The following is a 13,110-nucleotide window of genomic DNA, read 5'->3' on the forward strand; positions in this document are numbered from 1 at the left end:
AGCGCGGCCTCATTTTGCAGGAGCCTACTTGCTGGCGCTCATGGGCTTGCTGGCCACCCAAGATCCTGGACGAATCGGCCCTGGCCAAAATATCTCTATTAATGATGCTCCCGCGTCGCCCTGAACTTCACCTCGGGCCAGCGCTCTTCCATCAGGCTCAGGTTCACCCGCGTAGGGGCCAGGTAGGTGAGGTGACCACCTCCGTCGACCGCCAGGTTCTCGTAAGCCTTGTCGGAGAATTCCTTGAGTTTCTTTTCGTTGTCGCACTCGATCCAGCGCGCCGACCATACGTTGATCGCCTCGTAGGCACACTCGACCTTGTATTCCTCCTTCAGGCGACTGGCAACGACGTCGAACTGCAGCACGCCGACTGCGCCGAGGATGATGTCGTTGTTGCGCTCGGGGAAGAACACCTGTGTGGCGCCTTCTTCTGCCAGTTCCTGCAGGCCCTGACGCAGCTGCTTGGATTTGAGCGGGTCCTTCAGGCGTACGCGGCGGAACAGTTCCGGGGCGAAGTGCGGGATGCCGGTGAAGCCCAGGTTCTCGCCTTCGGTGAAGGTGTCGCCGATCTGGATGGTGCCGTGGTTGTGCAGGCCGATGATGTCGCCGGCCCAGGCTTCCTCCAGTTGCTCACGTTCGCTGGAGAAGAAGGTCAGGGCGTCTGCGATGCGGATGTCCTTGCCGATGCGCGCATGGCGCAGCTTCATGCCCTTTTCGTACCTGCCCGAGCAGATGCGCATAAAGGCGATGCGGTCGCGGTGCTTCGGGTCCATGTTCGCCTGGATCTTGAAGACGAAGCCGGTGAACTTGTCCTCGACCGGCTCGACCACGCGCTCGTTGGCTTCACGCGGCAGCGGGCGCGGCGCCCAGTCAACCACTGCATCGAGCACGTGGTCCACACCGAAGTTGCCCAGCGCGGTGCCGAAGAACACAGGCGTCAGCTGGCCCTTGATGAATTCGTCCTGATCGAACTCGTGGCAGGCACCCTGCACCAGCTCTAGCTGTTCGACGAAGCGGTCATACTCGTCGCCGATGTGCTTGCGTGCCTCGTCTGAATCGAGCTTCTGGATGATTTTGACGTCGGTGCGCTCATGCCCGTGGCCCGGCGTGTAGACGATGATGTAGTCGTCCTTGAGGTGATATACGCCTTTGAAATCGCGGTAGCAGCCGATCGGCCAGGTGATTGGCGCGGCCTTGATCTTCAGCACCGCCTCGATCTCGTCGAGCAGCTCGATGGGGTCGCGGATGTCGCGGTCGAGCTTGTTGATGAAACTGACGATGGGCGTGTCGCGCAGCCGGCAGACGTCCATCAAGGCAATGGTACGCGGCTCGACGCCCTTACCGCCGTCAAGGACCATCAGCGCCGAGTCCACCGCGGTCAGGGTGCGGTAGGTGTCTTCCGAGAAATCTTCGTGGCCGGGGGTGTCGAGCAGGTTGATCATGTGCTCGCGGTAGGGGAACTGCATGACCGAGGTGGTAATGGAAATGCCGCGCTGCTTTTCCATTTCCATCCAGTCGGAGGTCGCGTGACGGTCGGATTTACGCGACTTCACAGTGCCGGCCACGGCGATGGCCTTGCCCATCAGCAGCAACTTCTCGGTGATGGTGGTCTTGCCCGCGTCGGGGTGGGAAATGATTGCGAAGGTGCGGCGCTTCGCGACTTCGGCGGCCTGAGAGGTCATGGCGGTCCCGGTATAGAAAGCGTGTCGGAAAAAGCCGGCGATTATAGCGCAATGACTGGGGTTCGATGGCGTTCGCCTGGTCACCACCGTTCGTTTCGCTGACCGTTGGTTCGCTCGTGTTCTATCGTGCCGTATCGTTTCGGCGTGGGTGGCTACGGGTGCCGAGCGTAGGGGTGATCGACTCGGCAGGTGACACAGGGTCCATCGCCGATCAAGTGGGTGTCGGTGCTCGCTGAGACGATACGCGCATCCTCGTTCGGTCAAGCAGCAGGGGACGATAGCTCCCTGTCAGGCGACGCGTGCCGCGTCGGTTGAGGAACATCACCGCGTCATCTCGGTCCGTTTAAATAGAGAAGGTTTGCCACGATATTCAAAAAAGGAAGTGAGAACGGATTTTTCGTTGATCTCGAACAGCTGTGGTTCTAAAGTTCGCGCCCGAACGTCCATGCTGGAAACGATCCATCCGGCTCAAGTACTGACGACGAGAGGTTGCCGGTTTTCGAACCCGACGAGCATAGCTCGAGGGTTTACCGGGGCCGGTGATGCTCGGCGACATGCCTTGGGAAGTAGGCGAACCAAAATGGGGAAACTGTCAGACGTTCGCGGCCTCATGCCAACCCCTGCTCACTCTTCCGTTCCGCCAACTGGAGCCTTGCATGTCGATCAAGATCGAAGACTACTATCCGCGCGAAACCTTCCAGAAGATGAAGGCTTTCGCTGATGAGCGCGAAACGCCATTCGTTGTGATCGATACCAAGATCATCAGCGATTCGTACGATCAGCTGGTCAGCAACTTTCCGTTCGCCAAGATCTACTACGCGGTAAAAGCCAACCCGGCCACCGAAATCACCGAGCTGTTGCGTGACAAGGGCTCGAACTTCGACATCGCCTCCATCTACGAGCTGGACAAGGTGATGGCCAGCGGTGTCGGCCCGGAGCGCATCAGCTACGGCAACACCATCAAGAAAGCCAAGGACATCCGCTACTTCTTCGAGAAGGGTGTGCGCATGTTCGCCACCGACTCGGAAGCCGACTTGCGCAACATTGCCAAGGCTGCGCCCGGTTCCAAGGTTTACGTGCGGATTCTCACCGAAGGCTCCAACACCGCCGACTGGCCGCTGTCGCGCAAGTTCGGCTGCCAGACCGACATGGCGTTGGATTTGCTGATCCTCGCCAAGCAGCTGGGTCTTGACCCTTATGGCGTGTCCTTCCACGTCGGTTCGCAGCAGCGCGACATCGACGTATGGGACGCCGCCATTGCCAAGGTCAAGGTGATCTTCGAGCGTCTCAGGGAAGAGGACGGCATCGTCCTCAAAATGATCAACATGGGCGGTGGCTTCCCGGCGAACTACATCGCCAAAACCAACGACCTGACCACCTACGCCGACGAGATCATTCGCTTCCTCAAGGACGACTTCGGTGACGACTTGCCGGAGATTATCCTCGAGCCGGGCCGCTCTCTGATTGCCAACGCCGGCGTGCTGGTTTCGGAAGTGGTGCTGGTGTCGCGCAAGTCGCGCACTGCGGTCGAGCGCTGGGTCTTCACCGACGTCGGCAAGTTCAGTGGCCTGATCGAAACCATGGATGAGTCCATCAAGTTCCCGATCTGGACCGAAAAGAAGGGCGAGATGGAAGAAGTGGTCATCGCCGGCCCGACCTGCGACAGCGCTGACATCATGTACGAGCACTACAAGTACGGCTTGCCGCTGAACCTCTCGAGCGGCGACCGTCTCTACTGGTTCTCCACCGGCGCCTACACCACCAGCTACAGTGCTGTGGAGTTCAACGGCTTCCCGCCGTTGAAGGCGTACTACCTCTAAGCCGAGCTGCTACGAAAAACGCCGCGAAATTCGCGGCGTTTTTGTGTCTCCCACTTGCCTAACTCGAGCTTCGAGCATCAAGCTGATCGGATCGGGTTGCAGGATCTACCCGCCGCTGGACCTCGTGGTCTGTCGCGGCTGGTCTTGTCAGGGCATCTGAACTTCGATCACGCCATCGGCGCTGATGCTGATCTGTCGGGTACCGGCTTCCACATCCGGGGTTGGCATGGCGTCCATGCTTTTCATCGACACGCTGCGCAACATTTCGGGCTGGAAGTTGCCACCGCTGTTCAGGTTGAGGCTGACGATCTTGTAGTCGCTACCGCCCAGGGCTTCGGTGGCCAGTTGCGCACGAGCACGGAATGCCGCTACCGCGTCCTTGAGCAACGCATCTTCGTTCTGCTGGCGGATCGAGTCGGACACGCTGAAATACATGCCGCCCATCTTGAGGTCCTGCATCAGCTCAGCGGTCAGCTTTGACAGCGCAGCGAAATCTCCGCTTTCCAGCCGCAGTTCGGCGCGCTCGCGCCATGCTGTGATTTGCTGGCCTTTCTCTTCGTAAACCGGATAGCTGCTGCGGCTGCCCTGGCTGACACTCACGCCTTTGACCTGGCGCGCTTGCTTCAACGCCTTGTTGATGGTCTGGGTGGTATGGGCTGCCAACTGGGCAGGCTCCTTGTGCTGCGACTCGGTATAGAGGGTGACGTGCATGCGGTCACGGGCCACTTCGCTATTGGCCTCGGCGCGCAGGGCAATCTGATTGTAGTGTTGCTCCCCAGCAACAGCGGGAAGGCAAGCGAAGCAGACCAGCAGCGCAAGGCTGCGAGGGATGGTGTTGTACATGAAGGCTCCAGATTGTTCGCACCAGCGGTGCGGTGCAGAGACTTTAGCTGTTTGAAGATTACCGCGCTGTGATCCATGCGTCGCGTTGCCGCAGACAAGCAGTGAATCGGGCGGCTTGGTTATACTCGCCGCTCCTTTGGAGACCCCATGCAAGCATCCGTTCAGCTGCTGTCTGCCAGTCGTCAAAATCTTCGTCTGCTCACGCTCATTCGCATCCTGGTGCTTGCGGCTCAGTCGGGCGCGGTGGGGCTTGCCTATGCAACCCAACTGGTCGAGCTGCCCTGGTTGCACCTGGGCATCACGCTGGTCGTATCGGCGTTCATCTGCCTCGGTACAGCGCTGCGGCTGCGTGGACCCTGGCCGGTGACCGAACAGGAATACGCAGTACATCTCGGTGCCGACCTTCTGATCCATAGTGCCTTGCTGTACTACTCGGGCGGCTCGACCAACCCGTTCGTTTCCTACTATCTCGTGCCCTTGACCATCGCCGCTGCGACGTTGCCGTGGCTCTATACCATGGTGCTGTCAGGTCTGGCTCTGGCCGGTTATACCTTGATGCTGGTGTGGTACGACCCGGTCATCGTGTCGCCTGTCGATCGCACCACGATGTTGGTGTATGGCATGTGGCTGAGTTTCGCCCTGGCCGCAGCACTGATCACGTTTTTCGTCGCGCGGATGGCAGAACAACTGCGACGCCAAGAGCAATACCAGGCGCAGCGCCGTGAAGAGAGCATGCGCGACCAGCAGTTGCTGGCGGTAGCGACACAGGCCGCGGGCGCCGCCCATGAGTTAGGTACGCCACTCGCGACCATGAGTGTGCTGCTCAAGGAGTTACGCCAGGAGTACAAGGAGTCCGAACAGCTCGGAGAAGATCTGGCCCTGCTGCAGTCGCAGGTTCAGCTTTGCAAGGACAGTCTGCGCCAGTTGGTCCGTGCGGCCGAAGCGGACCGTCGCCAGTCGATTCTCGAGCAGACCGTACGGGAGTGGGTCGAGTCGGTTCTGCAGCGCTGGCACCTGATGCGCCCGGAGGCGACCTATCGGTTTCAATGCCTGGGCAAGGGCAGCCCGCCACGGATCATGCCACCGGCCGATCTGGGCCAGTCTCTGCTCAATCTCTTGAATAACGCCACCGACGCCAGCCCGGACAACCTCGATATCCGCCTGGATTGGGACGCACAGTGGATCACCCTGACCATTCGCGACCACGGTGCGGGCGTGCCGCTGGCCATCGCCGAACAGATCGGCAGGCCCTTTATCACGACCAAGGGTAAGGGATTTGGCCTGGGGCTTTTCCTGAGCCAGGCGAGCGTCACTCGCGCCGGTGGTACGGTGAAGCTTTACAATCACGAAGAGGGTGGCACCCTGACCGAGCTGCGCCTGCCGCATGGCTCGGTACGGACCTGACCAGACGCGATCATCATGCGAGGAATGCAAACATGACCGAAGAGTTGCCGCACGAAGGCGAAGAACAGCCTCATCTGCTGCTGGTGGACGATGACCCGACCTTTACTCGCGTCATGGCACGTGCCATGAGCCGCCGCGGTCTGCATGTCAGCATCGCCGGGTCGGCCGAAGAAGGCCTGGAGATGGCGAAACAGGATCTGCCGGACTACGCCGTGCTGGACCTCAAGATGGAAGGCGATTCCGGTCTGGTGCTGTTGCCCAAGCTGCTCGAACTGGATCCTGAGATGAAGGTGCTGATCCTCACGGGCTATTCGAGCATCGCCACGGCTGTCGAGGCCATCAAGCGGGGCGCCTGCAATTACCTGTGCAAGCCTGCCGATGCGGACGATGTACTGGCGGCATTGCTCTCCAATCATGCCGATCTCGACACGCTGGTGCCGGAAAACCCGATGTCGGTGGATCGCCTGCAGTGGGAGCATATCCAACGCGTGCTTGCCGAGCATGACGGCAACATTTCCGCTACCGCCCGCGCGCTCGGTATGCACCGCCGCACCCTTCAACGCAAACTACAGAAGCGCCCCGTCCGCCGCTGATGGCTGCCCACCTGGGCCAGCAACGGCTCTGGTCGTTGCCACTCGTTCTCTGTCAGATCGATCTCCAATCGATCCGACAGAGAACCGATTATCGTATTTTGACTTTCTGATTTCTTTTCGAGCCTCGCCATGCTGCCCATGGTTCTGCAGACCCTGAGCGTCACCGCTCCGGTATTCGTCATGCTGTTCATCGGTGTCGCCTTGATGCGCCTGCGCTTGATCGACGGCGCATTCATCCACACCGCATCGACACTGGTGTTCAGGGCGACGATGCCGACGCTGCTGTTTCTCTCGGTCATCAAGGCTGACCTGAACGCTGCGTTGCAGCCGACACTGCTCGTTTATTACATCGCCGCCACGGTGGGGGGATTTCTGCTGGCGTGGGCCTGGGCCCTTTGGCGCTGTCCAACCGCCGACCGCGGCGTTTACGTTCAGGGCGCATTTCGCGGCAACAACGGTGTTGTGGGGCTGGCCTTGGCGACGAGCCTCTATGGAGATTACGGACTTTCACTGGGCGGTGTGCTAGCGGGGCTTGTGATTCTTTTGTACAACAGCCTCTCCGCAATCGTACTTGCGATCTACAGCCCTGATGGCCAAGCCGATGCCGGGGCGATCATTCGCAGCATCATTCGCAACCCGTTGATCATCGGCGTGACCGCAGCGATCCCCTTCGCCTACTGGCAGATCGCGTTGCCCGAATCGCTGATGACGTCTGGGCAGTACTTTGCTCAGTTGACCTTGCCGCTGGCGCTGATCTGCATTGGCGGCACGCTTTCGATCTCAGTCTTGCGTGAGAGCAGCAGCGTCGCGATGAGCTCGAGTTTGATGAAGATGGTCTGGTTTCCCGCATTGGCAACGCTGGGTGCCTGGTTGTGCGGCTTTCGCGGCGCCGAGCTGGCAATCCTGTTTCTTTACTTCGGTTGCCCGACGGCGTCGTCCAGCTTCGTCATGGCCCGTGCGGTCAATTCCAATCATCAACTGGCCGCAACGATCATCGTCATTACCACGCTAGGCGCGGCGCTGACGATCAATATCGGGTTGTTTCTGCTGGGCTGGGCCGGCTGGATCTGACCAGCCGGCCGCAAGCGTCATGCGCGCTGGGATTTCCAGGCTCGACCGGCAATCACCACCAGCGTCACGGCCGTCAGCGGCAGCACATAGCCGATCATGGCATCGCCGAACACCTCCGCCGCTGGGCGGCCAGTGCTGACGAGCACAAGATAGACCGTATAGGCCACGTAATACGCCAGGAACAGCAGTCCTTCCCAGCGATTGATGGTGTAACCGGTAAAGAAGATCGGCAGACAGGCCAGGGCGACAGCGATCATGACCGGGAAGTCGAAAGCCAGTGCGTTAGCAGCCACAGTGATCGCTTCGGGTGATACCAGCGAGGCCAGCCCCAGCACGCATAGCAAGTTGAAGATGTTGCTGCCGACAATGTTGCCGACCGCGATATCCCTTTCGCCGCGTATGGCAGCCAGAATCGAGGTGGCCAGCTCAGGCAGCGACGTACCCACGGCGATCACCGTCAAACCGATGACCAATTCCGAGAGGCCCAGCGCGCGCGCCAGGGACACCGCACCTTCCACCAGAAAGTTCGAGCCCGTCACCAGCAGAACGAGGCCGGCAACGACCAGGCCGGCATTGATCAAAGAGGCATAGGGTTTGGGCGTTTCGTCGAGGCCGAACTCCTTGGCAAACTCGTCGTCAGCCGTGGCCGTTGCGTTAGCGCGGCGGCTGCTGACAATCAGGAACAGTGTGTAACCGACTACCGCCAAGAACAGCAGTGCTCCGTCAATCCGACTGAGTGAGCCATCCCATGCCAGGGCGTAGGTAATCAGACTGGCCCCGATCATGATGGGTACGTCGAGTCTGATCAATTGGCGAGAGACGATCAACGGAGCGACCAGCGACGTTACGCCAAGGATCAGCAGAACGTTGGCGATATTGCTGCCGAGCACGTTGCCGATGGCAATGTCACCGCTGCCATTAAGAGCGGCCTGTACGCTCACCGCGGTTTCCGGTGCGCTGGTGCCAAAGGCCACCACGGTGAGGCCGATGATCAACGGCGGAATACCGAACTGAGCGGCCAGCTTGGCGGCGCCACGTACCAGCACCTCAGCACCTGCAACGAGAAGTACCAAGCCGGCTATCAGATAAACAAAGGTCATCGCGGACACGAAAGTAGCTCCAGAAGTGGCGGAAAGGTCACTCAGCGCTGGTGTTTCCAGGCGCGCAGGAAGATCACCAAAAGTGTGATGGCCGTCAAGGGCAATACGTACCAAGCCATTGCATGGCGAAGCAAGCTGATAGCGGGCAGGCCGGTGGAGAACATCACCAGGTAGAGCGTGTAAGCGATGTAGTAGCCGAAAAACAGCAGTCCTTCCCAGCGGTTGATGCGATAGCCGGAGAAGAAGATAGGCAGGCAGGCCGCAAAGACCGCGAGCATCACGGGGATATCGAAGGACAGGGCGTTGGGCGAAATCGAAAGCCCCTCGGAAGACACCACCGCGCCGGCACCAAGCACCAGCAACAGATTGAAGATGCAGCTGCCCACGACGTTGCCTACCGCAATATCGCGCTCGCCGCGGTACACCGCAAGCAGGGATGTGGCCAGCTCTGGCATCGAGGTACCCACGGCGATCACGGTCAGCCCAATCACCAGTTCCGACAGGCCCAAAGCACGCGCTAGCGAAACAGCGCCTTCGATCAGCAGGTTCGAGCCAAAGATCAGTAGGCCTAACCCGATCGCCACCAGCAGCAGCTGGATGACCCAGCCGAAGGGTTTGTCAGCGCCCTCCAAGCCGTACGCATCGGCGAACTCGTCGTCTTGTGCTCGCTTCTTCTCGTTCTTGCTGGCCACTACCAGGAACGCGGTGTAAAGCACCAGCATCACCAGCAGGACGATTCCGTCGAGGCGGCTGATATTGCCGTTCCAGGCCAGGGCAAAGGTCAGTAGCCCGGCGCCGATCATCACCGGAACATCCAACCGGACCAGCTGGCGCGACACCACCAGCGGTGCGACGAGCGCCGAAAGACCGAGGATCAGCAGTATGTTGGCAATGTTGCTACCGATTACGTTGCCTACGGCGATATCGCCGCTGCCATTGAGCGAGGCCTGGATGCTGACGGCTGTCTCGGGCGCGCTAGTGCCAAAAGCAACGACCGTAAGGCCGATGATCAATGGCGAAATACCGAACCGTGCGGCCAGCTTCGAGGCGCCACGGACCAGCGCTTCGGCACCCGCCACCAGCAACACCAGGCCTGCTATCAGATAGGCGAACGTCATCAGTGTCATTGCTGCTCCATTTCAGCCGGGCGGTGCCCGGTCAATCTATCGTTTCGATCTCGACCGGGGCCAGGCCCTCTTCAAGCAGATCGATCTTGCCGGCGGCCACCCGCGACAAGTCGATAATGCGGCCGGGTTTGAACGGGCCGCGGTCGTTGATACGGACAGTGACTTGCTTGCCATTGTCCAGGTTGGTTACCTGCACCTCGGTGCCGAACGGCAACGTCTTATGGGCTGCGACGAGCGCGTTCTGGTTGAAGGTCTCCCCGTTAGCGGTCTCTTCTCCGTGAAAACTGCGGGCGTAGTAAGACGCCTTGCCTTGTTGGGTAAAGGTGCTTTGGTCCGCGGCTTCGCTATCCTGCTCCGCACAGCCGAGGGTCAGCGTCAGCGTAATAGGTATAACCAGCATTCTGGCTTGCATGAGCCCACCTCCTTCCTGAATTGATTCAGGTATCAGCCGGCGGCAAGGTTGCAAGCCGGCTTCAAGAGGTTTTGAGCGTCAACCGGTTGAGCCGTTCAACGCGGGCGTGCGGACCGAGGCGGGCTTGCGGCCCGCCTCGGCTGGTCAGCTTTCCAACTTGCTCTTGAGCAGCTGGTTGACCTGGGCGGGGTTGGCCTTGCCCTTGGATGCTTTCATGGCCTGGCCGACAAAGAAGCCGAACATCTTGCCGCGCTTGGCTTCGTCGCTGGCCCGATATTGCTCGACTTGCTCGGCATTGGCGGCCAGTACTTCGTCCAGCATCTTCTCGATCGCACCGGAATCAGTGACTTGCTTGAGCCCCTTCTTCTCGATGATTTCGTCGGCGCCGCCTTCGCCAGCGGTCATGGCCTCGAAGACCATCTTGGCGATCTTGCCACTGATGGTGTTGTCCTTGATGCGCAGGATCATGCCGCCCAGCTGCTCGGCCGATACCGGTGACTGGTCGATTTCCAGGTTGTCCTTGTTGAGGAGACTGGAGAGGTCGCCCATCACCCAGTTAGCGGCCAGCTTGGCGTCACCGCAGACCTGCTGCACCGCTTCGAAGTAATCGGCCATCTCACGGCTTGCGGCCAGGACATTGGCGTCATAGGCGGACAGGCCGAACTCGCGCTCGAAACGCTCGCGCTTCTGCACCGGCAGTTCCGGCAGGCTGGCACGCACCTCGTCGAGAAAGCTCTGCTCGATCACGACCGGCAGCAGGTCGGGGCAGGGGAAGTAACGGTAGTCGTTGGCTTCCTCCTTGCTGCGCATGGAACGCGTCTCGTCCTTGTTCGGGTCGTACAGGCGGGTTTCCTGCACCACCTTGCCGCCGTCCTCGATCAGCTCGATCTGGCGCTGCACTTCGTGGTTGATCGCCTTTTCGATGAAACGGAAGGAGTTGACGTTCTTGATCTCGGCGCGCGTGCCGAACTCGGCTTGACCCTTCGGGCGCACCGAGACGTTGCAGTCGCAACGCAGCGAACCTTCGGCCATGTTGCCGTCACAGATGCCGAGGTAGCGCACCAACGCATGGATGGCTTTTACATAGGCGACCGCTTCCTTCGCCGAGCGAATGTCCGGTTCGGAGACGATCTCCAGCAGCGGCGTGCCGGCGCGGTTGAGGTCAATCCCACTCATGCCCTGGAAGTCTTCGTGCAGGCTCTTGCCGGCGTCCTCTTCCAGGTGCGCGCGGGTGATGCCGATGCGGCGCGTAGTGCCGTCTTCCAGGGTGATGTCCAGGTGGCCCTTGCCAACGATGGGGTGGTCCATCTGGCTGGTCTGGTAGCCCTTGGGGAGGTCCGGGTAGAAGTAGTTCTTGCGCGCGAAGACATTCTTCCCAGCGATCTCGGCATCAATCGCCAGGCCGAACTTGCAGGCCATGCGCACCGCTTCGGCGTTGAGCACCGGCAGGGTGCCGGGCATGCCTAGGTCGACCAGGCTGGCCTGGGTGTTGGGCTCGGCACCAAAGGTGGTGGCGCTGCCGGAGAAAATCTTCGATTGGGTGGCGAGCTGTGCGTGGATTTCCAGCCCGATCACGGTTTCCCATTGCATGTGTTCGTCCTCAGAATCCGCTCGGTGCTTGTGTGTGCCACTCGGTGACCTGCTGGTACTGGTGAGCAACGTTGAGCAGGCGACCTTCTTGGAAATACGGTGCCAGCAACTGTACCCCTACTGGTAGGCCGTCAATGAAACCGGCTGGCATGGAGATGCCCGGAATGCCGGCCAGGTTGGCGGTGATGGTGTAGATGTCTTCGAGATAGGCCGAAACCGGGTCATTGTTCTTCTCGCCAAGCTTCCACGCCAGATTCGGTGTGGTCGGGCCGAGGATCACGTCGACTTCGTCAAAGGCGCTGACGAAATCGTTCTTGATCAGCCGGCGAATCCTTTGCGCTTTCAGGTAGTAAGCGTCGTAGTAACCAGCGGACAACGCATAGGTGCCGACCATGATGCGGCGACGGACTTCATCACCGAATCCCTCTGCGCGGGAACGCTTGTAGAGGTCGGTCAGATCGACCGGGTTTTCGCAGCGATAGCCAAAGCGCACACCGTCGAAGCGCGACAGGTTGGAGCTGGCCTCGGCGGGAGCAATCACATAGTAGGAAGGGATCGCATGCTGCATATTCGGCAGGCTGATCTCCTTTACCGTGGCGCCGAGTTTTTTCAGCTCTTCGACGGCTACCATCACAGCGTCGGCGATCTTGGTGTCAAGTCCGTCGCCAAAGTACTCCTTTGGCAGGCCGACGCGCAGGCCAGCCAGTGGCTTGTCGAGCGCAGCCAGGTAGTCATCGAGCGGATGGTCGACGCTGGTTGAATCCTTCGGATCGAAGCCGGCCATGGCGCCGAGCATCAACGCACAGTCTTCCGCGGTGCGGGCAATGGGGCCGCCCTGGTCGAGGCTGGAAGCGTAGGCGATCATGCCCCACCGTGAAACACGGCCGTAGGTGGGCTTGAGGCCAGTGAGATTGGTCAGCGCAGCCGGCTGGCGGATCGAGCCGCCAGTGTCGCTACCCGTCGCTGCAGGCAGCAGACGTGCCGCAACGGCGGCGGCCGAACCACCCGATGAGCCGCCCGGTACGCGGCTGGTGTCCCAGGGGTTCTTAACGGCGCCGTAGTAGCTCGACTCGTTGGCCGAACCCATGGCGAATTCATCCATGTTCAGCTTGCCCAGCGAGACTGCGCCAGCGGCAGAGAGCCGTTCGACGACGGTGGCATCGTACGGCGCTTGGAAGCTGTCGAGCATCTTCGAGCCGCAGCTTGTGCGAATGCCCTGGGTGCAGAACAGATCCTTGTGACCGATTGGCGCACCGAGCAGCGCACCACGTTCGCCCTTGGCGCGGCGCGCATCGGCGGCTTTGGCCTGTGCAACGGCTTGCTCTTCGGTGACGGTAATGAAACTGTTTAGCTGTGGATCGAGCTGCTGGATTCGAATCAGTAGCGAGCGGGTCAGCTCTTCTGCGGAGAATTGCTTGCTATCCAGAGCGCGGGCAACCTCGGCGAGGGTCAGTTGATGCATGTCAGC

At 60.4% G+C, this 13,110-nt stretch carries 11 protein-coding genes; 4 read left to right on the plus strand and 7 right to left on the minus strand.

Annotation, left to right across the window (positions count from 1 at the left end; genetic code table 11):
- Positions 1-98: 98 nt before the first annotated feature.
- Complete coding sequence (locus JQR87_RS04210; protein WP_407292242.1) at positions 99-1,682, minus strand: peptide chain release factor 3; 1,584 nt, start codon at positions 1,680-1,682, stop codon at positions 99-101.
- A gap of 656 nt (positions 1,683-2,338) precedes the next feature.
- Here JQR87_RS04210 and JQR87_RS04215 point away from each other — a divergent pair.
- Positions 2,339-3,502 (plus strand): type III PLP-dependent enzyme, encoded by a 1,164-nt coding sequence (locus JQR87_RS04215; protein ID WP_407292240.1) that lies wholly within the window; start codon positions 2,339-2,341, stop codon positions 3,500-3,502.
- Positions 3,503-3,649: 147 nt separating this feature from the next.
- Here the strand turns inward: JQR87_RS04215 and JQR87_RS04220 are convergent, their stop codons facing one another.
- Positions 3,650-4,345 carry an SIMPL domain-containing protein gene (locus JQR87_RS04220; protein WP_407292238.1) on the minus strand — a complete coding sequence of 232 codons (696 nt, stop codon included), beginning with the start codon at positions 4,343-4,345 and terminating at the stop codon, positions 3,650-3,652.
- A gap of 147 nt (positions 4,346-4,492) precedes the next feature.
- On the opposite strand from JQR87_RS04220, the gene JQR87_RS04225 reads away from it, so the two are divergent.
- From JQR87_RS04225 to JQR87_RS04235, 3 genes are all read left to right on the plus strand, one after another.
- Positions 4,493-5,749 carry an ATP-binding protein gene (locus JQR87_RS04225; protein WP_407292236.1) on the plus strand — a complete coding sequence of 419 codons (1,257 nt, stop codon included), beginning with the start codon at positions 4,493-4,495 and terminating at the stop codon, positions 5,747-5,749.
- Positions 5,750-5,781: 32 nt separating this feature from the next.
- Complete coding sequence (locus tag JQR87_RS04230; protein WP_407292233.1) at positions 5,782-6,342, plus strand: response regulator transcription factor; 561 nt, start codon at positions 5,782-5,784, stop codon at positions 6,340-6,342.
- A gap of 129 nt (positions 6,343-6,471) precedes the next feature.
- Positions 6,472-7,413 carry an AEC family transporter gene (locus JQR87_RS04235; RefSeq protein WP_407292232.1) on the plus strand — a complete coding sequence of 314 codons (942 nt, stop codon included), beginning with the start codon at positions 6,472-6,474 and terminating at the stop codon, positions 7,411-7,413.
- A 17-nt stretch (positions 7,414-7,430) separates the two neighbouring features.
- Here JQR87_RS04235 and JQR87_RS04240 read toward each other — a convergent pair whose 3' ends face one another.
- From JQR87_RS04240 to gatA, 5 genes are all read right to left on the minus strand, one after another.
- Positions 7,431-8,522: a calcium/sodium antiporter gene (locus JQR87_RS04240; RefSeq protein ID WP_407292230.1), complete on the minus strand. Its 1,092-nt coding sequence runs from the start codon at positions 8,520-8,522 to the stop codon at positions 7,431-7,433.
- A gap of 32 nt (positions 8,523-8,554) precedes the next feature.
- The gene (locus tag JQR87_RS04245) at positions 8,555-9,640 is read right to left on the minus strand and encodes a calcium/sodium antiporter (RefSeq protein ID WP_407292228.1); all 1,086 of its coding nucleotides are present in this window, start codon (positions 9,638-9,640) and stop codon (positions 8,555-8,557) included.
- A 31-nt stretch (positions 9,641-9,671) separates the two neighbouring features.
- Positions 9,672-10,052, minus strand: a complete 381-nt coding sequence (locus JQR87_RS04250) for a septal ring lytic transglycosylase RlpA family protein (protein WP_407292226.1) — start codon at positions 10,050-10,052, stop codon at positions 9,672-9,674.
- 144 nt (positions 10,053-10,196) lie between these two features.
- Positions 10,197-11,642 carry an Asp-tRNA(Asn)/Glu-tRNA(Gln) amidotransferase subunit GatB gene (gene gatB, locus JQR87_RS04255; protein ID WP_407292223.1) on the minus strand — a complete coding sequence of 482 codons (1,446 nt, stop codon included), beginning with the start codon at positions 11,640-11,642 and terminating at the stop codon, positions 10,197-10,199.
- Positions 11,643-11,652: 10 nt separating this feature from the next.
- Positions 11,653-13,104 carry an Asp-tRNA(Asn)/Glu-tRNA(Gln) amidotransferase subunit GatA gene (gene gatA / locus JQR87_RS04260; protein WP_407292221.1) on the minus strand — a complete coding sequence of 484 codons (1,452 nt, stop codon included), beginning with the start codon at positions 13,102-13,104 and terminating at the stop codon, positions 11,653-11,655.
- Positions 13,105-13,110 lie beyond the last annotated feature (6 nt).

Source organism: Stutzerimonas stutzeri (genome assembly GCF_051028275.1).
Taxonomy (GTDB): Bacteria; Pseudomonadota; Gammaproteobacteria; order Pseudomonadales; family Pseudomonadaceae; genus Stutzerimonas; species Stutzerimonas stutzeri_AS.